Source organism: Bacillus sp. SG-1 (assembly GCF_000181495.1).
Classification (GTDB): Bacteria; Bacillota; Bacilli; order Bacillales; family Bacillaceae_B; genus Rossellomorea.
Genome location: NZ_ABCF01000002.1, coordinates 77760 through 101294, shown reverse-complemented (window position 1 = coordinate 101294; position 23535 = coordinate 77760). Strand labels below are relative to the sequence as shown.

24 protein-coding genes are annotated in these 23535 nt (G+C 39.3%); 18 read left to right on the top strand and 6 right to left on the bottom strand.

The genetic code is table 11. From position 1 onward, the window contains the following. Positions 1-14: 14 nt before the first annotated feature. The 8 genes from BSG1_RS04210 (at position 15) to BSG1_RS04175 (ending at position 8097) form a co-directional block, all read left to right on the top strand. Positions 15-989: a cation diffusion facilitator family transporter gene (locus BSG1_RS04210; RefSeq protein WP_006835634.1), complete on the top strand. Its 975-nt coding sequence runs from the start codon at positions 15-17 to the stop codon at positions 987-989. A 337-nt stretch (positions 990-1326) separates the two neighbouring features. Beyond that, positions 1327-1785: an SAM-dependent methyltransferase gene (locus BSG1_RS04205; RefSeq protein WP_156791392.1), complete on the top strand. Its 459-nt coding sequence runs from the start codon at positions 1327-1329 to the stop codon at positions 1783-1785. Between the two features lie 225 nt (positions 1786-2010). Beyond that, complete coding sequence (locus BSG1_RS04200; RefSeq protein WP_006835631.1) at positions 2011-3519, top strand: flotillin family protein; 1509 nt, start codon at positions 2011-2013, stop codon at positions 3517-3519. A gap of 75 nt (positions 3520-3594) precedes the next feature. Continuing rightward, on the top strand, positions 3595-4212 hold the full coding sequence (locus tag BSG1_RS04195) for an HD domain-containing protein (RefSeq protein WP_006835630.1): 618 nt from the start codon (positions 3595-3597) through the stop codon (positions 4210-4212). 279 nt (positions 4213-4491) lie between these two features. Then, positions 4492-5616: a DNA polymerase III subunit beta gene (gene dnaN / locus BSG1_RS04190; protein ID WP_006835629.1), complete on the top strand. Its 1125-nt coding sequence runs from the start codon at positions 4492-4494 to the stop codon at positions 5614-5616. A gap of 269 nt (positions 5617-5885) precedes the next feature. Then, positions 5886-6248 carry an IDEAL domain-containing protein gene (locus BSG1_RS04185; RefSeq protein WP_006835628.1) on the top strand — a complete coding sequence of 121 codons (363 nt, stop codon included), beginning with the start codon at positions 5886-5888 and terminating at the stop codon, positions 6246-6248. A 44-nt stretch (positions 6249-6292) separates the two neighbouring features. Continuing rightward, on the top strand, positions 6293-6685 hold the full coding sequence (locus BSG1_RS04180) for a DUF1259 domain-containing protein (RefSeq protein ID WP_006835627.1): 393 nt from the start codon (positions 6293-6295) through the stop codon (positions 6683-6685). A 248-nt stretch (positions 6686-6933) separates the two neighbouring features. Continuing rightward, the gene (locus BSG1_RS04175) at positions 6934-8097 is read left to right on the top strand and encodes an endonuclease (RefSeq protein ID WP_006835625.1); all 1164 of its coding nucleotides are present in this window, start codon (positions 6934-6936) and stop codon (positions 8095-8097) included. A gap of 86 nt (positions 8098-8183) precedes the next feature. Here BSG1_RS04175 and BSG1_RS04170 read toward each other — a convergent pair whose 3' ends face one another. The 4 genes from BSG1_RS04170 to BSG1_RS04155 all read right to left on the bottom strand — a co-directional run bounded on the left by BSG1_RS04170 (position 8184) and on the right by BSG1_RS04155 (position 12758). After that, positions 8184-8681, bottom strand: coding sequence for a hypothetical protein (locus BSG1_RS04170; RefSeq protein WP_044022380.1), 498 nt, complete (start codon positions 8679-8681; stop codon positions 8184-8186). Between the two features lie 491 nt (positions 8682-9172). Further along, positions 9173-10093, bottom strand: a complete 921-nt coding sequence (locus BSG1_RS04165; RefSeq protein WP_006835621.1) for an ABC transporter permease subunit — start codon at positions 10091-10093, stop codon at positions 9173-9175. Then, on the bottom strand, positions 10074-10874 hold the full coding sequence (locus tag BSG1_RS04160; RefSeq protein ID WP_006835620.1) for an ABC transporter permease subunit: 801 nt from the start codon (positions 10872-10874) through the stop codon (positions 10074-10076). The genes BSG1_RS04165 and BSG1_RS04160 overlap by 20 nt, the downstream gene beginning before the upstream one ends. A 243-nt stretch (positions 10875-11117) precedes the next feature. Beyond that, complete coding sequence (locus BSG1_RS04155) at positions 11118-12758, bottom strand: peptide ABC transporter substrate-binding protein (RefSeq protein WP_006835619.1); 1641 nt, start codon at positions 12756-12758, stop codon at positions 11118-11120. A gap of 673 nt (positions 12759-13431) precedes the next feature. Here BSG1_RS04155 and BSG1_RS20100 point away from each other — a divergent pair. The 6 genes from BSG1_RS20100 to BSG1_RS04130 all read left to right on the top strand — a co-directional run bounded on the left by BSG1_RS20100 (position 13432) and on the right by BSG1_RS04130 (position 16560). Next, positions 13432-13560 carry an FbpB family small basic protein gene (locus BSG1_RS20100; RefSeq protein WP_006835618.1) on the top strand — a complete coding sequence of 43 codons (129 nt, stop codon included), beginning with the start codon at positions 13432-13434 and terminating at the stop codon, positions 13558-13560. 19 nt (positions 13561-13579) lie between these two features. Then, positions 13580-13966, top strand: coding sequence for a sporulation protein (locus tag BSG1_RS04150; protein ID WP_044022378.1), 387 nt, complete (start codon positions 13580-13582; stop codon positions 13964-13966). Between the two features lie 22 nt (positions 13967-13988). Further along, entirely contained in the window at positions 13989-14789 is an 801-nt protein-coding gene (locus tag BSG1_RS04145; RefSeq protein WP_006835616.1) for a TerC family protein, read from the top strand. 615 nt (positions 14790-15404) lie between these two features. Continuing rightward, complete coding sequence (locus tag BSG1_RS04140; RefSeq protein ID WP_232214189.1) at positions 15405-15875, top strand: GNAT family N-acetyltransferase; 471 nt, start codon at positions 15405-15407, stop codon at positions 15873-15875. 20 nt (positions 15876-15895) lie between these two features. Continuing rightward, positions 15896-16318 carry a GNAT family N-acetyltransferase gene (locus BSG1_RS04135; RefSeq protein ID WP_044022377.1) on the top strand — a complete coding sequence of 141 codons (423 nt, stop codon included), beginning with the start codon at positions 15896-15898 and terminating at the stop codon, positions 16316-16318. Between the two features lie 62 nt (positions 16319-16380). After that, complete coding sequence (locus tag BSG1_RS04130; protein WP_006835613.1) at positions 16381-16560, top strand: hypothetical protein; 180 nt, start codon at positions 16381-16383, stop codon at positions 16558-16560. 317 nt (positions 16561-16877) lie between these two features. Here BSG1_RS04130 and BSG1_RS04125 read toward each other — a convergent pair whose 3' ends face one another. Next, a complete protein-coding gene (locus BSG1_RS04125) occupies positions 16878-17462 on the bottom strand; it encodes an HD domain-containing protein (RefSeq protein WP_006835612.1) in 585 nt (194 codons plus the stop codon). Between the two features lie 137 nt (positions 17463-17599). Between BSG1_RS04125 and BSG1_RS04120 the strand changes: the two genes are divergently transcribed. The 4 genes from BSG1_RS04120 (at position 17600) to BSG1_RS04105 (ending at position 21804) form a co-directional block, all read left to right on the top strand. Further along, complete coding sequence (locus BSG1_RS04120; RefSeq protein ID WP_006835611.1) at positions 17600-17797, top strand: YbxH family protein; 198 nt, start codon at positions 17600-17602, stop codon at positions 17795-17797. Between the two features lie 14 nt (positions 17798-17811). Further along, positions 17812-18531 carry a hypothetical protein gene (locus BSG1_RS04115; protein WP_044022376.1) on the top strand — a complete coding sequence of 240 codons (720 nt, stop codon included), beginning with the start codon at positions 17812-17814 and terminating at the stop codon, positions 18529-18531. Between the two features lie 947 nt (positions 18532-19478). After that, a complete protein-coding gene (locus tag BSG1_RS04110) occupies positions 19479-20819 on the top strand; it encodes a Na+/H+ antiporter NhaC family protein (protein WP_006835609.1) in 1341 nt (446 codons plus the stop codon). 130 nt (positions 20820-20949) lie between these two features. Then, complete coding sequence (locus BSG1_RS04105) at positions 20950-21804, top strand: STAS domain-containing protein (RefSeq protein WP_006835608.1); 855 nt, start codon at positions 20950-20952, stop codon at positions 21802-21804. A gap of 161 nt (positions 21805-21965) precedes the next feature. Here BSG1_RS04105 and BSG1_RS04100 read toward each other — a convergent pair whose 3' ends face one another. Then, positions 21966-23234 carry an MDR family MFS transporter gene (locus BSG1_RS04100; protein WP_044022400.1) on the bottom strand — a complete coding sequence of 423 codons (1269 nt, stop codon included), beginning with the start codon at positions 23232-23234 and terminating at the stop codon, positions 21966-21968. Positions 23235-23535: the final 301 nt, after the last annotated feature.

Genomic DNA, 23535 nt, shown 5'->3' with positions numbered 1-23535 from the left:
AAGGAGGAAAAGCTATGTCTGAGCTCTTGGGGTTATTGAAGCAGGGTAATAAATCAGCACTTCTCGCAGCAGTCATAAACGCAATCATTGCTGTAGTAAAAGGGGTTGCCTATGTCTTTACGGGGAATGTAGCAATGTTCGCTGAAACTTTACATAGTATAGGCGATTCTGCGAACCAATTTTTTGTTTTTATCGGTTCGGCCTTAAGTAAAAAATCTCCTACCGCCCGCTTTCCAAATGGCTTTGGCAGGCTGGTGAACCTTGTCTTACTAGCTGCAGTATTAATTGTCGGAATCATGGCTTATGAAACGATTATTGAAGGGTATCATCATATTTTACATCCTGTCGAATCTAAAGGGTTCCTGATTAACGTGTCTGTTTTATCGTTTGCTGTCATCCTTGAGGCCTTTGTTTTGTTCAAAGCAATGAAAGAAACCTTGCATGAAGTTGGTATAGAAGCTAAAGGGTTCAATATTGTGACGAAAAGTGTAGCCAACGTCAATAAAGCAAAAGCAGCAACGAAGCTGGTCTTTTTAGAAGATGCTGTAGCAACAGGCGGAGGCCTGTTAGCTCTAATAGCCATCGTGATTTCTCAATACACTCCTTTTCACCAAGCCGAAGGAATTGCTTCTATTATAATTGGGATAATGATGTTCTTTGTTGTCGGAAAAACATTCTTGGATAATGCAGCAGGAATTTTAGGTGAAGCAGATTTAGAAATGAGAAGCGTTATAGGTGAAATCGCCTATAAAGATCCGGGAGTTAAAGACGTTCAGGATATTGCTGTGTTAAAAGAAGGTGATGAATATCATGTGGAGCTGGTTGTTGAAGTCGATCCAACCATAACTGTTGCAGAAGCTGATGATATAAAAGACCGTCTGGAGGACAGGATATTAAGGGAAAACGGGGTAACAGATGTAATTGTTGAATTTGATGAGGACGATAAGTATTCCAAGTGGAAAGAACAAGGGAAAAACAATATTGACTAGTCAGCTGCCTAAGAAAGGCGGCTTTTTTTGGTTTAAGGCTGTGTGTCTATTAAGACGTTAAAAACTTATAGACCAATAAGGCAAAAGATCTAAAAGAAAATGGTCTTAGGCTAGAGTGAATGGACCAAAAAACGAGAGAAGTAAAAAGAAAATGGTCCAATTCCAAAGTGAATGGACCAAAAATACAGGGAAGTACAAAGAACTTGGTCCAATACTCATCCGAATAGACCAAAAATCGATTCAAAGAAGAAAATAATCTAAGCCGGAAAAATAAGAAGGAGAAAGAGCTTGAGGTGTATAATTACTAACCATCGAACTTATAAGGAGGAAATGTATTGTGATAAAAATGAAACCGATTGCAAAAGCCAGTAATAATAGGTCCGAAATAAAAGACGATTACTGGGGGAAAACAATAACAGAAATCACCCTTGATGACCACCTACATGAAGATGCGCTTGAAGGAATTGAGCTGTTCTCTCATCTAGAAATCATTTTCTATTTTCATCTAGTAGATGAGAGCAAGATTATTAGTGGTGCAAGACATCCAAGGAATGATATCAGCCTTCCTAAAATGGGGATTTTGGCTCAAAGGGGAAAAAACAGGCCGAACCGGTTAGGGCTCACGACTGTAAAATTACTAAAACGCGATGGAAGAAAACTATTTGTCGAAGGGCTTGATTGTATTAATGGAACTCCTATACTTGACATCAAGCCGGTTATGAAATCATTCCTGCCCAAGGAAACCGTAAGAGAACCAAAGTGGACTGACGAGATAATGAAAGATTACTGGAAGTGATTTTTTTATGTGCTGATACAAATCAAACCTAATATCATTCTTTGATACATGTGTCTCAAAGTGAAGACGCCGCAACAAGGAAGGTGTATGACCGGGGCGGAAAACAACATTAATGCCTAAGAGAAAAAATGATTTTTAAAAATTGAAACTTTTAGGCGGTCTCCCTCGTATACATACTATACCCGCTAAAATATAGAGGGAAAGAATTTAAGAGGGGGAAACAACATGGAGTTTTTTGGTATGTTAATGATCTTGATACCTGTGCTGATTGTCGCAGCTATTGCGGGGGTTGGTTATTTCTTTTGGGTTAGATTCCGTTACCGCACAGCCAAGTCCAATCAGGCTTTAATCATCACTGGTCCGAGACTTGGAGACCCAGAAAAAGAAACGAATATCTTTACTGATGATGAAGGAAGATCCATGAAAATCATCAGGGGTGGCGGGTACCGCTTAAGAAGGTTCCAGACATCCACACCTGTCAACCTGACATCGTTTCAATTGAAACTTTCCACACCACGAGTATACACGAACGGGGGAGTGCCGATTGTGGCCGACGCCGTGGCAATGGTAAAGGTTGCCGATTCATTGAATGGAATAGCCAATTATGCGGAACAATTCCTTGGGAAAGATCAAGACGAAATTGAATCAGAAATCATTGAAGTACTAGGCAGTAACCTTAGAGCAATTCTTTCAAAAATGACTGTCGAGGATATCAACAGCGACCGGGAGAAATTCAATGCTGACGTCGCTGAAATAGCCCAGAAGCAATTGGACCTTATGGGATTCAAAATCACTTCCCTTGGTTTGACGGATTTACGTGATGCAGATGAAGAGAATGGATACTTAGAAAACCTCGGACGTCCTCGTATCGCAGAAGTGCGTAAGCTGGCTGAAATTGCTGAAGCAGAAAACGAGCGTGAAACGAGAATTCATAGAGCGCAGACAGATCAGCAGGCTAAAGAAGAAGAGTATAAGCGTCAAATCTCGATAGCTGAGAGTAAAAAGGAGAAGGATATAAAGGACGCTGCTTTTAAAGAAGAAACCGAGAGAGCACGTGCAAAATCCGAACAGTCTTATGAGCTGGAAAAAGCTAAATTGGCAAAAGAAGTGAAAGAGGAAGAATTGACGTTAAAATTCCTTGAACGCGAACGTGCTGTTAAGTTAGAAGAAGAAGAAAGCAAAGTCCGTAAGACAAAAGCTGACGCTGAGTACTATGAAACTACGAGAAAAGCGGAAGCAGAAGCCCGCAGAGCCGAAATTGACGGGGAAGCTAAAGCTAAGATCCGCCGTGAAGAAGGTTCCGCGGAGGCAGATGTTATCCGTGAGCGTGGTAAAGCCGAAGCGGAAGCTCGTAAATTGCTGGCAGAAGCCATGGAGAAACATGGAGACGTCATCATTACTGAGAAACTGATAGAAATGCTGCCGCTATTTGCAGAGAAGATTGCCCAGCCGTTAAATAACATTGATTCTGTCAAAATTATAGATTCAGGTAATGGAAACGGCATTCCATCTTTCGGTAAAAGCATCACTAAGACGATGGTCGACATGCAGGAACCACTAAAAGAAATGACTGGAATCGATGTTGGCGAACTGCTAAAATCGTATGCATCAAGAGGAAATACAAACCGTGCTGACCATGCATCAGGTGGTCAATCACATACTGTACTGGCAGAGCCATCTGCTTCTACTGAGGAAACCCCAGTAGAAGCCAAAGAGAAAGAAAAAGAAGATTAATTGATAAATTCATAATTAAAGGCGCATCCGGACAGGTGATGCGCTTTTTAAGGGGGATAAAAAGTGAAATCAGAGATGATGAAAGTAATGGAAATAATAAAACTGGGAGAAAAGTTGAAAAGTGAATTACGTCACAGCTGGTTATCAAATGGACGCAGAGAAAGTGTAGCAGAACACACATGGAGAACCACGCTCATGGCAGTCCTGATCACTCCTGAGTTATCAGTAGAGGCGGATATGGAAAAGCTGCTTAAAATGCTCATCATACATGACTTAGTCGAGGCTGAAGCGGGAGATATACCTGCCTTTGACACTTTAGACAATGCGAGTTTCAAAACAGCTAAAAGAAATAATGAAATCAAAGCCATTGAGAACATAAGAGATATTCTAAACAATAACACGGGACAGGAGTTATATGATCTTTGGTATGAATTTGAGGAAAAACAAACAATCGAAGCGAAGGTAGCGAATGCCCTGGATAAACTGGAAGCTCAAATTCAACATAACGAGAGCGATCTATCAACCTGGATCAATATCGAACATGAAATGAGTTTCAATTTGGGAAGGCATGTAGAGTTTGACCCTGTCCTTATAACTCTCAAAGACATTATACAAAATGAGGCGGAAGCAAAGCTTAAGGGTGCTGGTATTGATGTTGATGTGCTAAAGGATAAATATCAAATCAAGTCATGAATGAACTGTTTTCGCAAAGCATGTTTTTCTCCACTAAACTCGGATTAGCGGGACGGCTAGTTCCAGCGCCCGAGGTTACGTATCCACCGGAACATAACCCCCAAGAGTCACGCACCTGGAGCGGAAATCAGTTTATAACTGTTTAACAAAAGGAATATTTAAAAAGCTTTTCTTCAAAGTCCACTATAAGAATATCAAACATAATTAATCCTCTTGTTATAATTCAGAATATTTATTATGTTAAAATAAAATGATAGATTATAACAAAGGGGGAGAACAATGGAATTTCTAATAGATACCCAGAGGCTTAAAAAAGCATTGAATATTGTCGGAAGAGTGATTCCGGGGAACCCCTCAGTCCCTGTGTTAAATGGAGTCAAGATTGAAGCAGACTTGAAAGGCTTGATCTTGACTGGGGGAGATTCAGATGTGAGTATCGCAAAAACAATTGATTTACAACAAGCTGATGCAGGAAGAATAATAGCCCCCGGGAAACTTGTTGTACCAGTTAGATATTTTCATAACCTTATTAAAAAAATGCCAGATGACACATTTATTAAAATAAAAAAATTCAACAAACAAGTAAAGATTACTAGCGGTGAAATTGAAACAACTTTAAGTCTGCTGAATGAAGAGGATTACCCTGAAAGACCAGAGAATACCGGTAATGAGGGAGTGAGAATAAAAGGCAGCCTGTTGGTTGAGATGATTAAACAAACACAATTTGCAATATCTGCATCAGATTCAAGGGCCGTTCTGACTGGTGTTAATTGGGAATTTTCAGAGAACCAGTTAACACTGATTGCAACGAACTCTCAGCGAATGGCTATGAGAAAAGCAGCCATGTCATCCCCTGTTACTGGATCATTCATTTTACCGGGTAAAGCTATGACTGAGCTTGTAAACGCTATTGATAAACACCAATTTATACAAATTTACCCTAGTGACAACTTGGTCATCTTCCAAGCTGATGACTTGTTTCTTTATACGAGGCTTATATCAGGAAACTATCCTGATATAACAAAAATCATACCTGAACAAACGACTACGGAGGTAGTGGTTTCACGCATCAAACTTCTTCAAGGAATAGGACGGGCTAATTTACTTGCTTCAGAATGGAAGCATAATAATGTATCCTTCTCCTTGACGAATGAAGGCAGAATTCAACTGACATCCAGTACTTCGGAGATCGGGGTGATCACCGAAAAACTGACCCCGCTGGAAATCAAGGGAGACTTGTCATTGAAGATCTCATTTGACGGAAAGTTCCTTGCAGAAGCACTTAAATCGATGAGTGAGGAATTGGTCTCGCTCAGTTTTGGCGGAAGTTTAAGACCTATCATCATCAAGCCATATAATAAGAAATCGACCATTCATTTAATTTCTCCAGTCAGGGCATCTTAATAGCGACTTTCGATAGAATTTTTCTGCAGAAATTACTTCTGTATCGCTATTGTAAGATACAAATTTACACAAGTGAAAACTAGTGAAATTAATATATTTTTCACATGAGTATATATTTTGGACACTGGCCATCAGTTTGGTCAGTGTCTTTTTTTATGAAAGATTTGACGTGTAAGGATGTTTGATTTCTGTCATAAAAGGATAATTAGCAACTAAGATAAAAAATCATATAACATAAATTCTCAAAAAATAAAAGGCGGTGTAAAGAAATGAGTAAAATAAAAAGGGACAAAGTAAATATTGGTGACTGGGTTAGAGGGTTTGCAAAAAATGGAGCATTGATTCAAGGTTATATGGAAAATATTGATCCTCTAGATCCATTGTTTAAGATTAGAGTGATTGACAGTGATGATAAAGACTTGATTGGCTATTCACTAAACATGGATGACAGCCTGATTGAAAAAATACCTTCAAGTCAAACCCTGACGGAGCCTCAGCTTCAATTTCTGATCGACATTTCTCTACAAACCCAGGACAAGGAATGGTTCTATGAACTTTCCAATGCCTTACAGGAGTTCAAACGAAATGCCAAGGGCAGCCAAGCTAAGGAATTTGTCGAATTCTCCCTATAGCAATCATAATAAATAGTAGAGGGACTAAGAAAAGGAGGGCTAAAGTGAAAGATTTGGAAGCAGTTGCCGATAAGCTAAAAGAGCTGTTAGGAGCAGAAGGAGAAGCACAGGAGGGAATGATATCTCTGGAGCTTCCCAGGAATCTCGAAGTAAAGGTACAGGGCAGGCCTTTCAAAAGTGAAACGGATATGGAGATTCATTTTGAGGCTTTTGAAGATGATGGAACAGCATTGAACCATGCTGAAATCGTCTTGCTGCCGGAGGAAGTGCCTGACTTTACTATCGCCTTAGGCAAAAATGACATTCCCATAACAGCATTGCATAATCACTGGCTGTACGCAGAGCCTGCAATAAAGTACTTACATGTTCAGACAGTAGAAAAGCCGGAGTCATTTGCAAAGAGGCTGTCGGAAGCGTTTAAGGTATTGAAACATTAAAACAAGAAATAAATTGATCCTTTATTTACAAAATAAGGTTGGCTAAAAAAGAGCAACTCCATCACTTGGATTGCTCTTTTCGTCTTTGCAGCATCTTTTTCTCGATAGAAGAAGCGAATTCGCCAATTCTCATTAGGATATAGAATTAAGTCCATTTGGCTGATTACTATTCTGGTATTTTTTATAGTAAGCTAGTAAAAGGGCTTCATAAAGTGAACCCGATATGCATATAGCAAAGGAGGAACACGATGTCATTACATAAATATACAGCTTTTCCTATCATACTACTGCTATTGTTATTGACAGCTTGCAATATTACAGAAATACCTTCTGTTCAAAATACAGATCAATCTCCACTTACTGTTGAAGAAGCTTTATCCCTAGAGGATGGGAGGGAATTGACCGTCCTGGGGTATATCACTGGCCAGCCAGTCTCGACCAGCAGTATAGCAAGAGAGGGATTCTCGAATGATTATGCCTTTGTTCTGGCTGATTCTCGTGATGAAATGAATCTTGACAAAATGATATTTGTTCAAATATCCTCTGAATTCCGGGAAGAATACGGCTTGCAAAGTAATCCTTCTTTAATGGGCATGAAAATAGAGGTAACAGGAACTCGAGAAAAATATTTTGCCCATGAAGGGATTAAGTCGACTACTTCAATGGTGTTAAAAACAGAATTGGGTAATCCCGATGAGGAAGAAGATCCCCCTGAACCTCCTGTCATAACAGATCCTTATTATCAGCAAGCAAAAGGCAAAACCGGTATTGAGCTGAAGAATGCCCTGCATGAGATTATTGATGATCACAGAAAGCTTTCGTATGGGGATGTGTGGGAAGCATTGAGAGAAACCGATGAAGATCCAGCAAATCCGGATAACGTCATTCTCCTGTATACAGGCCGATCTCAATCCAAACTTTTAAATGGAGGAGGTTCAGATGAATGGAACCGGGAACATGTATGGGCAAAATCACATGGCGGTTTCGGGACCTCACAGGGTGCTGGAACGGACTTACATCATTTGAGGCCCACTGACACGACCGTAAATTCCTCCAGAAGTAACCTTGATTTTGATAACGGAGGGTCACCACATGATGAAGCCGCAGGTAATTTCTCAGACAGTGATTCGTGGGAACCCAGGGATGAGGTGAAGGGGGATATCGCCCGGATGTTATTTTACATGGCGGTAAGGTATGAAGGGGACAACGGAGAATTAGATCTGGAAGTGAATGAACGAGTTGAAAATGGATCCAAACCATTTCATGGAAAGTTGTCTGTTTTATTGAGTTGGCATGAATTGGATCCGGTAGATGAAGCAGAAATAAGAAGAAACGAGTTAATCTTTGAAAAATACCAAGGAAACCGTAACCCATTCATAGATCACCCGGAATGGGCGGAAATGATATGGTAGATTGGTTGATTCGCTTAAATGATAAACCGGTGTTATGAAGTGATAATATTAAGAAAAGTACAGCTGCAGCTGTACTTTTCTTATGCCTACGTTTCTCTCCAAGTCCTGATTTCCCCTTTGCGCCTTTTTAAATCCATATTTCCAATCACTTCACTGCCGCATTTTTTTTCAATGATTAACAATAATTCTTGCCATGAGTCAGAAAAGGGTAAATACGGAACAGGACATACCTTGGAATAGGGGCCTTTTTTGGCATGGATTTCCATGATTGGAGAACCGCTCATTTTTCCTTTTCTAACTTCATGGATATGGTTGAAATCAATTTTATGGCGGGTAATACCGATGACTTTCAAGATAAATTGCTTCTCGGTAACAATGATCCGCTGACTTTTGATGGCGAAATAAATGAGGGAGCAAGCCACAATATAGAGAAAGCTCTGCAGTAGGAATGATGTCCATTGGGCTAATGTTTCATTAAGGTACAAACTCAAGAAACTGCCGCCTGCTAACAGAATAAAATAAACTGCTGCCATAATCTTGATGATCCCTTTAGTTTCTGGAAAGAAAACTTTTATTACCTGCAAATCAGTCACACCTTTTTGTAGAGAATAACCGTGGCTAAAGTAGAAGGGTTGACTTGGTAAGTGAAGAAGGTTAATACCCATTCTTGCCATAAATCAATGGGTGAAAACGTAAAAATTATCTATTGTACCATTAACCTTATACCATTTTGGTAAACCACTGAGGACCACAAAAACCATAAATATGTAAACATAATATTATTATTATTAATTGCTGTTTGAAAATTTATCTGACTTGCTTATAAGATTTCAGGAAAAGGTTGTTTACGTATAATGTAGATTTCAGAAAAATCCCTTGTGCCGGATTTTTCCCCTGGTACAAGGTTTTTACTCTCTGAACAGGAAGAGTAGCTCTTTTCTTCCTTGCTTACCAAAATATTTCGAGTGATTGATGTTTATATTTTTCGAAATTCATCTTAAATGGCTTCAAAGTTTAAGAAGGGAGCCTAGGAAAAAGAAGCCAGAAGCTGAAAGTTCGGCTCCTGGAGTTATTCTTATAAAGTAAGGTCTTTTTTGATTGAAAGGGTGCGGATAGAGGAAGAAGATAAAAGTGTCGGCCTTCTCTTTTGATAGTCTCCGTCCAATACTGTCCTGATCCCATTCGTTAGTAATGTCAGGGAAGTAATAAGCAGGGCAAAAAGAAGGACGGGAAAGAAGATGATCCATGGTGATACCATTAATTCATAATAGTTGCTGCCAATGAATGCTGTCCATCCTGGTATGTAAAATCCAAGTATAGAAATATGCATCATCAATGTCAGGACTGCAATCAATTGTCCGCTGAACATTAGTATTATTTTACCCCTGATAGAGGGGATGACATGCTTAACCAAAATGTGTGTGCGGCTTCCACCCAGAACTTTTGCACCTTCAATGAATTCATTGTGAAGAGCGAGGTTCGTTTCTTTTCCAATTAGTTGTAACAATGTCGGAATGCCTATGGCAATCAGAGTATAGGCGATGAAATACCATCTGAATTCTGGGTTTTCCATGATGAATTCAAAGTTCATGAAGTTCAACCCGAGGAGCAACAAAAAGGCGAGAAGGGTAGCCGGAACAAAATGAAAGCCTTCAATAAACAGATCCAGCCATTTCAACTTCCTATATTGCAGTCCATAGAGAAAGCCCATAAATAAAGAAATGGTCATTCTTCCTGCAGTAATGAAGAGTGCCAACTTGATCGTAGGGAATGTCTGGCTCAGGACAAGGTCGAATAAATCGATTCCCCCCTGTGATGTTCCAAAAGGATGCTCAGTGGAAGGGGGTTCCGGCTTATTTGCATAATATTCTTCATTTGATATATTCTGCAAATCTTCCTTAAAGAAGTGTGTATTGAATGCACTCCCTGCCAAGATAACCGTTAGCAAGAGTAGTCCCGCTGTAAAACCAGCATTTTTAAACAGCTGCTTGATCATAGTAGGTCACTCCTTTCGGGAGAAGCAGTTTGATAAAGAAAAAGACAAGAGATATTGGCAAAGTCAATAATAGTACTCCAACAGTTATGATTTCATAGCTGGGGTGGTTCGTCATAAATTGCAGCAATCCATAAATGTTATACATATACTCTAGAATAATCATATGAGATATGAGCAGCAGATACATATATTTTAGATTATAAAAAAAGGATAAAAGAACATTGGGAAAAACGTGACGCAGCAATATTTGAAGTTTTCCAATTCCTTTGGAAACACCAAATTCGACATAGGGTTTGCCAAGTTCATTCTCATACATCATAAGTGTATTTTTATATAAATAGATCATTGGAATAAGTGATAATGTCAAAATGGGAAGGAAATAAATCTTCTGCCCGGAAAGGGCATATGGTTCTGTAACGAGCAAATTGGTATGTTTAAACACCCACACTGCACCCAACTGGAGAGAAAAAATCACAAAAACGTCCGGCAGTGCTTCTGCTATATGAGACAGCTTCCTTATCGCTCCTTGCAGTTTTGATGGTAAATAAAAGGTCACAGTAGTGAGGAATACAGCGAACAAAAGGGCTATAAGAAGTGAGACAAATAATAGGGTAAGAGAGTATGAGTAGGATTCAAGGATGTAGGGAAAGATTTTTCGCTCAACATTCGTCCCTTGAGCAACATAGCTAATATCATTCCAATTGAGGAGACTGAATAAAGTATTTTTGATTTCGAAAATATAGTCGACTGGAAAGAAACCAAATGCTTTTTCCACTTGCATTAAAGGCTGTCCCTCTGGGAGAGGTTTATTTTTAAATATGAGAGCCGGTAGATGGCAAATGAAAATTACACTTATCGTTAAAATCATTAACTTTAGTATAAAATGAAAAGACTCTTTGAAAATCATCCAATACCCCCTAAAATTGGAAAACTAACCCTTTTTTTATGTTACTAAAAAAACACTACCTTCTCAACACTTTTTAAGAATTAAAAAAAGAGACCGAAAAACGGCCTCTTTTTTGTGTTATTCGATATAAGTCCATTTATAAGAGTAATCTGCACCGAATGAATGACGGTATAAGTTCTTAACATACTCTCTTTGAAGATATGCAGAACCGTCTTGGAACATTGGGCTGATTGCTTGCTCTTCTAAAAGGATTCGCTCAGCTTCCAGCAGAGCTTCCCAACGTTTTTCCGGATCATCAAGCAATGTCGTTTGAGCATCGTTGATCAATTGGTCATATTTTTCATTTGAGAAACCGGTTTGGTTATAAGAACTTCCTGTAACAAACATATCCAGGAATGTCATTGGGTCTGGATAATCAGGGCCCCATCCTGCAAAGGAGAAGTCATAATCTCCTCTTTGCTCAACTTCAAGCTTTTGTTTGAAAGGCTGTTGAGAAATCGTGATGGTCAATCCTTCAAGAGTGCTTTCCAGCTGTTCTTTCAAATATTCTCCGATTTTACGGGAGTTTTCACTGTCGTAATTCAGCAACTCTAGTGAAGCAGTTTCAATTCCAAGCTCTTCTTTTGCAGTATTCCAAAGTTCTGCAGCTTTTTCCGGGTTATATTCACCCAGTTGACCGTTTGTATCACGGAAGTCATCTCCATTTGGTCCTGTTACAAAATCATCTGGAACAAGATAGTAAGCAGGGATGGAACCGTCGTTTAGAAGAACTTGTACAACACCTTCTTTATCCCAAGCCGCATCGAAGGCTTTACGGGCATTTTTATTAGCCAGCACTTCATTGTTTTGGTTTAAGCGAAGGAAGAATGTTGATGTGCGCAGACGTGTATTGAAATTAGGATCATCTTTATACGAGTCCACATATTGCTCAGAAAGTACAGCAACGTCCGTTTCATTTGTTTCATAAAGGTTTACACGTGTTGAAGTATCTTTAACTATATTGAAGTTGATCTCTTCAAGTTTTACAACATCTGCTTCCCAGTAATCAGCGTTTTTCTTCATTTGGAAGCTTTGTTCGTGTTTCCAATCGGAAAGAACGAATGGTCCATTATAAATCGCATTAGCTGCTTCAAGCCCATATTGGTCACCTTGCTCTTCAACATAAGCTTGATTTTGAGGAAGGAATGTTGCAAAAGTAAGCAAAGACTTAAAGTAAGGAACAATTGTTTCAAGTTCTACTTGAAGAGTCTTGTCATCAATTGCTTTAATTCCTGCTTCCTCTACAGGTAATTCACCATTGTTTACCTTTTCAGCATTCTTGATGTCAAACATGATGTATGCATATTCGGATGCATTATCAGGATTCAACGCTTTTTTCCAAGCATATTCAAAGTCTTGAGCTGTAACAGGTTCTCCATTGGACCACTTTGCATCACGCAGTTTGAATGTATATGTTTTTCCATCTTCTGAAACCTCAGGTTCTTCGGAAGCCATTCCAAGGACTGGCTCATCATCTTCGCCCAGACGATATAAGCCTTCAAAGACATTATTCATGACATTAAAGGAAACAGAGTCTGTTCCAAGTGTTGAATCCAAAGAAGGAATTTCAGAGCTTTCCAGCAAGTTCAGGACTTGCTCATTTTTACCGCCATCTGTACCGGCAGTATCACCATTGTTGTCGTTACCGCCTCCACATGCTGTTAAGAAAGCACTTAAGACAAGCAGAATAGACAGTAAAATTAATGATTGTTTTTTCATGTGAACGCAACCACCTATCTGTTTTCTTATGTATCCCTTTTCATGGGACCAGTTTCCATCTTAATGTTAATTTTTTTTGAATGCAACCAATAGCTCTTATACTGAAATAATGATAGTATTGCTAAGTTTATTAATTTTATTAATATTCTTGAAATTTATACCGCGAGTTTTGCTATATTAATATAATTAGCTGGTGCTGATGAGAGGTAAGTAGAGCTTTCCCGAATTAATGCAGATTATGCATTTTACTTGTCCCAAGAAAGGGGCAGGTTGTGTTACCTTGGTAAAAGAGATGTAATATTTTGCATTTATAGTTCCAGAGAGTAAAAGAATCAAGACATCGTCAATCCTCCTCTATAAATGAAAAATAGTAAGAAGAATGGGGGAGTGACTTAATTTTCAGAAAGTTATTGACAGACTCTTTTAGATATATTATTGTTAGTTTATACAGTTGAATAGTGTCTCCTTAAAGGGGAGTAGCTTTTACAGCAAAGTCGTCATTTCAGAGTGAATACTCTCGGCTTTGTTGGCAACACTTACGTTGTTAGCAAGACCTTTACCTCGCTGGTACTGGTCTTTATTTTATTTATGAAGCCTTTACCACTTTGTTGGTAAAGGCTTTTTTTGTTGAATAAAGGACCGGTTTTATTGATAACCGAAGGGAGTGAATGACATGAATAAAGGTAAATTAACCATTGCCGAGCTGGTAAAAAGGAACAAGGAAGAGCTATTAAAGGATAAAAGGAAAATGGAAAAAATCGAAATGCGGATTGAAGAAAAATATTTAAAAAATTCAAAATAACATTATGGAGGTCAAAAAGTTGATCCTAAGAAAATATATGTCTTTAATTGGTATCGGTTCTGCCAAAATAGATTTGCAGCTGCCTAAAAAGAGCTATTGTGCAGGTGAAGCAGTGAAAGGATTATTCCTCATCGAAGGGGGAACGATTGAACAGCAGTTAAACAGGATTGATTGCGACCTGGTCAGGATCGATAAACGTTCAAAAAGTGAGCAAGTAATCGAAAGCGCCACAGTGCTGACTTCTACAATTATCGCTGCTGAGGAAAAGTCTGAGAGGGATTTTATCTTTAGACTACCTGAAAATCTTCTGGCTACAACCGATACAGTCTTCTATCAATTTAAAACCAGACTGACCTTCAATGAAGGTGTAGAAAGCAGCGATCAGGATGTTATCAATATTGAATAAGAAAAAAGGAGGTAGATAATAGATGGAATGGGCTTTAGTAATGGAATATTTTTGGGTTTTGCTCCTGTTGATCGGGATTGAAGGTCTCCTTGCGGCAGATAACGCTTTAGTGTTAGCCATTATGGTGAAACATTTGCCGGAAGAAAAACGAAAGAAAGCATTATTTTACGGCTTAGCAGGTGCGTTTGTATTCCGATTCGGTTCCCTCTTTGCTATCAGTTTTTTGGTGAATGTATGGCAGGTCCAGGCCATAGGGGCTCTATACTTGCTGTTTATCGCAGCTAACCATATTTTCAGGAAGTTAATGTTGAAAAAACAGCAAGGAGACAAGGAAGGATCAGAGAACAAAAAGAAGCCTTCCGGTTTCTGGGCAACTGTAATTAAAGTTGAATTGGCTGATATTGCTTTTGCAGTAGACTCCATTTTAGCAGCGGTCGCTCTTGCCGTTGTCTTGCCAGACACCTCCCTGCCTCAGATAGGCGGACTTGATGGCGGAAAGTTCCTGGTCATATTTGCAGGTGGACTGATTGGTTTGATCATCATGAGGTTTGCAGCTGATTTCTTTGTCAAACTGCTTCATAAAAAACCTGGACTTGAAATTGCAGCATTCATGATTGTTGGTTGGGTAGGTGTAAAGCTGGCCGTATATACTTTATCTCACCCTGAACTCGGTGTGCTGTCCGAGAGCTTTGCCAAATCTCCACAATGGAAATTTTCATTCTACGCAGTCCTTCTTCTCATTGCGGCAGGCGGATGGTTTTTTTCTAAGGAGAAAGAGTTACCTGACACAAGTGCTTATAAAGAGAGGAGCTCAGAGGTTTGATTGCAAATGTCCTGGATGGAATTGACCGGCAGACTGGTTCTGCCGGTTGTTTGGTTTTATCGGTTAAGGGGTAACTGCTTTGTTTTGTGGAATAAAGGTTGTATGTCTGTGGTGAAAGGCTCATATTGTCGATCTTAGTGTGTGAAAGGGAGATTAGGGTATCTCATGAATCTTTTATGTGACCATCTTTAGTGAGAAATGGAAGTCAGAGTGCCTCTTGAAACGTCCATGAGACCATTTCTAGTGGGAATTGTAGGATAGGGTACCTCAAGAAGCGTTCAAGAGAACATTTATAGTGTGAAATAGAGTTTAGGGTGTCTCATAAAGCGTTCATAAGACCATTATTAGTAGAAATTGTAGGATAGGGTGTCTTATAAAAGCCCTATTTTTATTAAATTGGAGTACCTAAAAATAACCAATACAGTAAACGGATTATTTTCTAAATACCAAGCACAAAATGGAAAAAAGGATTCAAAATAACAAATATAGAATACAAGGTTTGTAGGTCTCTTTTTAGTAGGCCCGAGGATTAACGATTTTCCAGTCAAAATGAGGAAATGAAAAATACACATGTATTTACTATTGGTAATATGTAGAATAAAGGGGGGAGTGGAAGTGAAATTGACAGAAGCAGCATTAGCAGAGAAAGAAGTCATAAAGAATTTAATGCAGTATTATTTCTATGATTTTTCAGAGTTTATTGATACAGCTGTTATGACCAAAGGAAAGTTTGGAGAGTATCCCTATTTAGATAACTATTGGGAAGAGCCAGCCAGATATCCTTTTCTTTTAACAAGTGAGGGTGAATATGCAGGTTTTGTGCTGGTAAGGTACATAGAGGAAGGTGACACGTATTATTATTCGATTGCAGAATTCTTTATCATGAAGAAATTTAGACGCAAAGGTCTGGGACGTGAAGCAGCATTCAAGATTTTCGACAGATTTAAGGGATGTTGGGAGGTTTCTCAGATAAAAAGGAACGGACCAGCCAATATATTTTGGCGAAAGACAATTAATGAGTATACGGGCGGCGATTGGGTTGAGAGAGAAACAGATGGACATTTTGCTCAATTGTTCAGCTCTTAAGATTGAAAGGAATGGAAAATATGAAAATTATCCAGCAATGGCATCAAAAAGATAGTGATTTTATTAAAAAGAAAGTTATTGAGCATAACATGAGTCATATTAGTGACAGCGTAAAAACTCCTCTTAGAAATGAAAGCTTTATAGTTAAAAATGAAAATGAAGAAATAGTTGGAGGAATCACGGCAACTTTATTTTGGGGACATTGTCATATTGATTTTCTGTGGGTGGACAACAAGTATAGAGCACAAGGGTACGGAGTAGAATTGTTAGCCAAAATGGAAAATTTGGCGAAGGAGACTGGCTGTTACTTAATTATCCTGGATACATTCAGTTTTCAGGCACCGGAGTTTTATAAGAAACAGGGATACAATGTTATTGGAATAGTGGAAGACTTTCCAAAGGGCAATCAGCAGTACTACTTGGAAAAACGCCTGAAGGTTTAGTAAATGTTCAAGGATAGATTCCTGAGATTAGCATAACCTATGCTTGTTCAGGAGGTGATCAAATGTCCAATAACAATGAGCAGAAAGATTCTATCACGAATAATATTAAAGATAGTGCAGGTGCTGTTTTCCATGCTACTCATAAGGCGTTGGAAGCCACTGAAAATGCAGCGATGGGAGCTGTGGATACAACATCCAAAGCTATCAAGAATGTGACGGGTAATGCTGATAACGAAAAATAAAAACGCCGGGAACGGCGTTTTTATTTTTCATTTGTTTGTGTAAGAGCACCTGATCAATCTGCTTGATATGGTGTCTGTCATGATCGATAAATTCGTTTTTAGAGTTTTCAATGAGTATGGTGAAAATGGACAACTCATCTACATATTAGAGCTGCATTTGTAGGTGATTCAGCGAAAATAGGAGATTCACCTGCAAAAAAACTATGTAATTGGTATGTGACTCATAGACATATCAGTGGATTTATAATAATTATAACTTTAGCCCTTTAAAGCACTAAGAGGGACTGTCCCTCTTAGTGCTTTAAAGGGGTGAAGAATTAGCTGTGTTTCAGCCACCCCATCTCGATTCCTTTGTGGACCCATTCTTCTATTTGACTGTAGATGGCGGGGGAGACGTCTTTAATCCAGCTGTTTCGGTTCATAACTTGATGAGAGTGTATGCCATGTTCCTTCCAGGAGATCCCCGAAGTCGCTATATTGAGCATTAGCGGTTGAATATGATCGATTATATGGGCAAACAGTGCTTCATGTGTTTTTCCTTCTTCATATTCATTCCAGGTACTGCGGTAATCATCTCTAACGGACTCTGGAAGCATACCATAGAGTCTGTCGGCTGCAAGTTTCTCGCGCTGCTGTTTATCCTGATAGCCATCTTCATCAAATGCATATGTATCTCCGGCGTCAATTTCGACAATGTCATGAAGCAATAGCATTTTTATACTTTTGAATATATCCACTTTATCTTTGTGTTCATAGCTTTCCCAAAGGGTCATGGCCATCAGTGATACATGCCAGGAATGCTCTGCCGTATTTTCATTTCTGCTTCCATCTGCAATATACGTTCTTCTCGTCACCTTTTTCAACTTGTCAATCTCCAATAAAAAATCAAATGACTGTTTCATTAAGTACCACTCCCCAGCTCAACCTTTTTTTATGATCTCTATGGAAATTTTATCATAATCCATAACCCATGGTAAGAATGGTTAATCTTCGGGATTTTTAACATACTAAAACGAGAAACGATACAAGGAGAAATGTTATGGGAGCAATCGAAAAAGATGGATTTGTGTTTGAACCGGAATTCAGCCTGATTAATCAGGAAGGAGCCATTCATGTTTATAAAAACGGCACCTTTTTGGAGGAAATTAAGTTTGAATTCAGCGGAAAAATTCCGGAACATAACATGATAGAAGAGCTTGTAAGTCATTATTGCTTTGAGAATAGTGCCGATAATTGAAAGGATGGGATACCATGAATTTGGAATGGTTTGACAGAGTAAGCGGAGAGCTGCAGGAACATCTTGAGTCCATTTGTGAAAAGTACGATAGAGTGGGACAGATGAATGTTGATAGAGGGGCCAAACATCCCAGACTCGAATTTTACGTAGAAACGGAAGACCAGGAAAGAGACTTCTTCTGTACTTTGTTTTATGATCCTTATAATGATGAGTTCTATCTGGAATCATATGATATTGATTATGGTCAAACCCTTAAGGTCATTCTTCCTGATATTGAGGACATTATTGATGCCGTTCATGAAAGTTTACATGATTATCTGAGTATGGATGAGATCGATTTCTATGATGAAGCAGATGAATATGACGACGACCATATCGATTATATCGTTGATGATGAAGATGAGGATGGGCCTGTCCACTATGTAGTCGATGACTATGATTATGACTATGAGGATCAGGCAGATGAGGACATTCTTGAAGAAATTGAGGTTGAATGGGAAACACCGGAAGTAACAGCCTTTATCCATGGTGATGAGGTGGAAGTGACTTACCAGTTCGGTATTATTACTGAAACCGGTGATGGGGTTTTAAAAAGGCTGAATCGGATCATTACAGAGGATAATGAGTTGATAAAAGATGAATCCCATTTTATTTTCAGCAAGGAAGAAGCCAATACGATCATTGCCATGATTGCCAGCCATAGTGATAAGCTGAGTGAATTTTCGTTTCATTGATTTTCCTATTTAAATGTGGGTATTGCTTTTGAAGATAACGAGATCATTGTTGCGTTAAACCGTCTGCAGACCAAATCGTTTATGATTTGGTCTATTTTATTGGTTGCTTATTTTTATAAGGCTGCTTTACGGTATGTCCTTTCGGATGTATCTTAAGGACTGAAATTTCCCCGGTTTAAAAAGGTTCCCTGTAACGGAGAACAGCGTTTCTTCTTTTCTTACTAACCGGGTTATGTGTGAGTCATGATTTTGAGGAAGTTGGTGTGAAAGAGGACTAATCCCCCCAATGAGATTGGATATTTGTGAGGAAGTTGGTGTGAAAGAGGACTAATTACCCCAATGGAATGGAATTTTGAGAGGAAGATGGTGTGAAAACAGACTAATCACCCCGATGAGAATGGAATTTTGAGAGGAAGATGGTGTGAAAACGGACTAATCACCCCGATGAGAATGGGATCTTGTGAGGAAGATGGTGTGAAAACAGACTAATCACCCCGATGAGAATGGATATTTGTGAGGAAGTTGGTGTGGAAGAGGACTAATCACCCCGATGAGAATGGAATTTTGTGAGGAAGTTGGTGTGAAAGAGGACTAATCATCCTAATGAGGTTTGATATTTGTGAGGAAGTTGGTGTGAAAGAGGACTAATTACCCCAATGAGAATGGAATTTTGAGAGGAAGAAGGTGTGAAAACAGACTAATCACCCCGATGAGAATGGAATTTTGAGAGGAAGTTGGTGTGAAACGGACTAATCACCCCAATGAGATTTGTGGGTTCAAATTAAACAGTATTGCTTAGATGGAAGGTCTGGGTAAAGGCAGCTGAACGAACGTAGTCATGCACTTATCGAGATTTCCGATATTAGCATGTATTGCAACCCTTCTGTAAACAAAAGGGACTTCCTTTGTAGTAAAATTTGAGTACAAGTATTATAGGAGATGATGTAATGAGAAGTTTACAGTTTTCAGTCCGTCAAGTCATAGGAATCATCGCAGTGACATTATCAGGAGTACTAGTGTCTGTAGGTATACAAATCCCTCTTTTCTTTGGTTTCCTGCCGGGATATTTATTATTGACAGCAGTCATTTTATTAAAAGGGGCACGCCCTGAAGAGGTATTAAATAGATCATGGGAGGGCTTGAAGAAAACCCGGGGAGTTATTTATATTCTGTTAATGGTCAGTTTTCTTCTTCCATCATGGTTTATCTCGGGAGTGATTGATCAGCTTGTTTCTATATCACTGCATTTGATTACAGCTGATCATTTTTTTGTGTCGGCATTTTTCATTTCCCTGATATTTTCTATGATTCTCGGCACTTCGGTTGGTACTTTAAGTGCCGTCGGAATTCCTATCATGAGCAGTGCTGCGGCCTTGGGGCTTCCAGTGTCTATAACGGCTGGCGCATTGATATCCGGGGCATTTGTGGGAGACCGTACTTCACCCTTTTCCAGCTCTCATCAACTGCTTTCTCATACAGTGGAAGTGAAAACAGGAATGCAGTTCCGGAGATTTCTTCCTACAACATTAGCGGCTATTTTGGTATGCATGGCTTTTTTTATGGCATTGGACGCAGGTAAACATTCTGGAATGACGGTTTTCTCCAATAATGTTTTTCAGTGGTCGGGTCTCTCACTTTTGAAATTTTTGCCTCCCTTTATCCTGATTCTATTTGTGATTCTTCGACTGAAGATTATCTATGCATTTATCAGCAGTGTGATTGCGGCTATTATCATCAGCATTTCCCAGGGTGTGGGGATTCTCTCTGTTATCCACTCGCTATGGTTTGGAGCTGAGGGGGTAGGCGGCGGGCTTTCAAGTATGTACTTTCTCTTACTCTTTTTGGCATTAGCAGGCGCATTTAATGGTCTGCTCGAAGGGTACCGGGTCATCCAACCTCTTCTCGACCATTGGTTGAGTCAAACGACAGGACTAATCAATGACTCTATCAAAACGATTACTGCTACTTTTATCATTTCATTGATTTCCGCAAACCAGACGCTGCCAATCATTCTGACCGGCCGATCGTTTCTTAAGCATTGGAACGAAAAATATGATAAGGCTGAACTTGCAAGGGTCATGGGGGATTCTACCATGCTGTTTCCAGGAATGATTCCATGGAGTGTCCTGGCGATTATGTGCAGCACCATTGTAGGAGTGCCCATTATATCCTATTTGCCATATGCTGTATTTTTATGGATTCTTCCATTATTGACGATAATTCTTTCATTTTATAAACACAATCGATACAAAATGATGCAAAGTGGTAGTGCAAGTACTACACATTGAAGTACGATTTTACTTTGACTTCAAAGGAATCTTGAGAGAAAAGTAATGGGGCAGAGGAGCAATATCTATATCTTTTTCAGAAGGATTAAGGTACTATAATGGTGTGAATGTCTAAGAAGGGAGCAGCGATATGCGTCTGAACAAACAATTGCATGAGTTTTTCATGAATCATACAAAACAGATGAGCGAAGAATGGTATAAAACGATTGATAAACAGAAGTCTACAGGAGTCTATGTAACGGACAATCCAGACTCTATCAATAGATTAAAAGAACAGAATCATGAATTTTATGTACATATGGCAAATCTTTTTCTGGAAGAAAGAGATACTCTCTGTGATAACTTTACCAAATGGATACATAAAATTGCCAATGACAATGCACATATTGAAACTCCAATTCATCATGTTATACGTGAATTTCTTAGAGTGAGAGATCAATATTTTTCTTATATCAATCGATTTGCAGAAGAAATGGATGAGGATATTGAACAGCATCGAATTGATCAGTGGAAGGATCAAATTCAGGCCGTCTTCGATCATGTTGTTCTGCAGTTTGTAGAGGGGACACATAATGCATCATTGAAACAGCTCAAAGCACAGCAGGAGATGATTAACGAGCTGAGTTCTCCGGTTATTTCTATCAGCACTGATACCGCACTTCTTCCGCTTGTAGGCGATATTGATACGGCGAGAGCGAAGGTGATCTTAGAAAACACGTTGCAGCAATGTACAGAAAAAGGAGTAGATCAGCTGTTTATCGATCTTTCGGGGGTAGTCATCATTGATACCATGGTGGCCCATGAAATCTTTCAGTTGATTGATGCATTGAGCCTGATCGGTGTAAAAGCGACTCTATCCGGAATTCGTCCGGAAATTGCTGTTACAGCAGTCCAGTTGGGAATACCGATGGACAGGATTTCCATTGAATCTACATTATCCAACTCCATTGCCAAAAATGTTGGTTCATTATCCAGAAGAAAATAAAGGTAAAGCCCGGATCATCATCCGGGCTTTGTTTGTTTGATATTGAGAATGTTTTTATATGTTTTGACATTCAGGCACCGGCGTTCTAGTGACTGACAACCGTTCGATTACTTAAGGATGTCCAACTAGAGTTTTTCCGGGGAGATGTCATTTAATCGAAGTTACACTGTCTCTTCTTTTGTTCCCATCTTTATTGAAGGCTTTTGGCTTCTTGAGATCATTCTATCAATCATCAAATAAACTACCCCAGCAGCCATACACCCAATCCCCAGCGTCGTGAACATCACATTACCAAGTGAACGATCCAGTAAGTAACCGGATATAAGAGGCCCGACAGCTCCACCTAAAATCCATTGAAGACCTGATGCTCCCATGTAAGTTCCTCGTAAATGATCAGGTGCAATGTTTGAAATGAAGGTCATCTGCACAGGGCTTATCAACATTTCTCCAAGTGTATATATTCCATAGACAAGTAAGAGGATGATCATGATAGTCAAGTATTCACTCTGTTGATCATAAAAGAGTGAAGGGAGCCATCCTATAGCGATTTGCCCCAGGCCAAATAAGAATGCGCCAAGAAGCATGACGGATCCGATTTTTCTAGTGCCTGCCCAGCTTGAAATCGGGAATTGGAACAACACGACCAGTAATCCATTAAAAGCCATTAAGTATGGAAATGGATTTTTCTCTACTGGAATGTGCTGCAGTTCTGCGTCGAAATGCAACGGCAGCATTCCTTCCGTCTGGGAAAAACTCATGGAAATCACTACGCCTGTCATTACAAATATGAGCAGAACCTTGTCTCTGAACAATACTTGTAATGGAGAAGGAAGATCTTCTTTCTCTTGGTTTGCTTCGTCCAGTGACTCGTCGCGGTCCCTTTTTGGAAGGCTTTCATAAATAAAAAGGGCAACCATTATTGCATAAAGAAAAACAGATCCAGCAGCAATCAAAAATATAATCGCTTTTGAAAAAACGATGATAGAAGCTCCAATCAACGGACCTATGGCTGCACCTAAATTATGCCCCAGTCTTAAGAGTCCGAATGCTTCCGTTCTTTTGTCAGGTGCCGTTACATCGGCGACCATTGCAGACGCAGCAGGATGGAAAAGGGAGTTGAAGAATCCCAAAAATGCTGAAAGAAAAATAAAGGCTATAAAGGTATCAAAGAATACAAATCCAAGCATGACAATGCTGTTTCCCAGCATAGATATGACCATTATTGGTTTACGTCCATATAAATCCGCCAGCTTCCCTCCTAGCAAGGTGCCGAATACAGAGGCAACCGGCGCAACCGCCATGACTACTCCAACCAGCCAGAGGGAGTCGACTTTGTCCTTAAGATAAAGGGCAAAAAACGGCATGAGCATCATAAAAGCAATTCCGTTAATCGCTTCTCCGACAAAGCGTATCCATACATTTCGATCCATATCTTTTAATTGTTTAAATGAATTCAATTATCTCACCTGCTTTCTAACGGACTTCATGATTTATAATAACCGAAAAATGAGTATGTTTAATATTTTTTGAATACTCTTTTTATTGAAAAGGGTTTTTTGAAGCGCTTGGAAATATTTCAACTGTAAAATTGAGCTGAGTTATCTGTATATTGTTACAAAAAGTAGAAAGGCCACACTCTTGCTCGGTAAGAAAACTCTTAAGTGAGAAAATGCTTTCCCTTTATTCTCTTAGGGTATTTGCCCCCGGGAGGCTTGACACTTGAAATATATG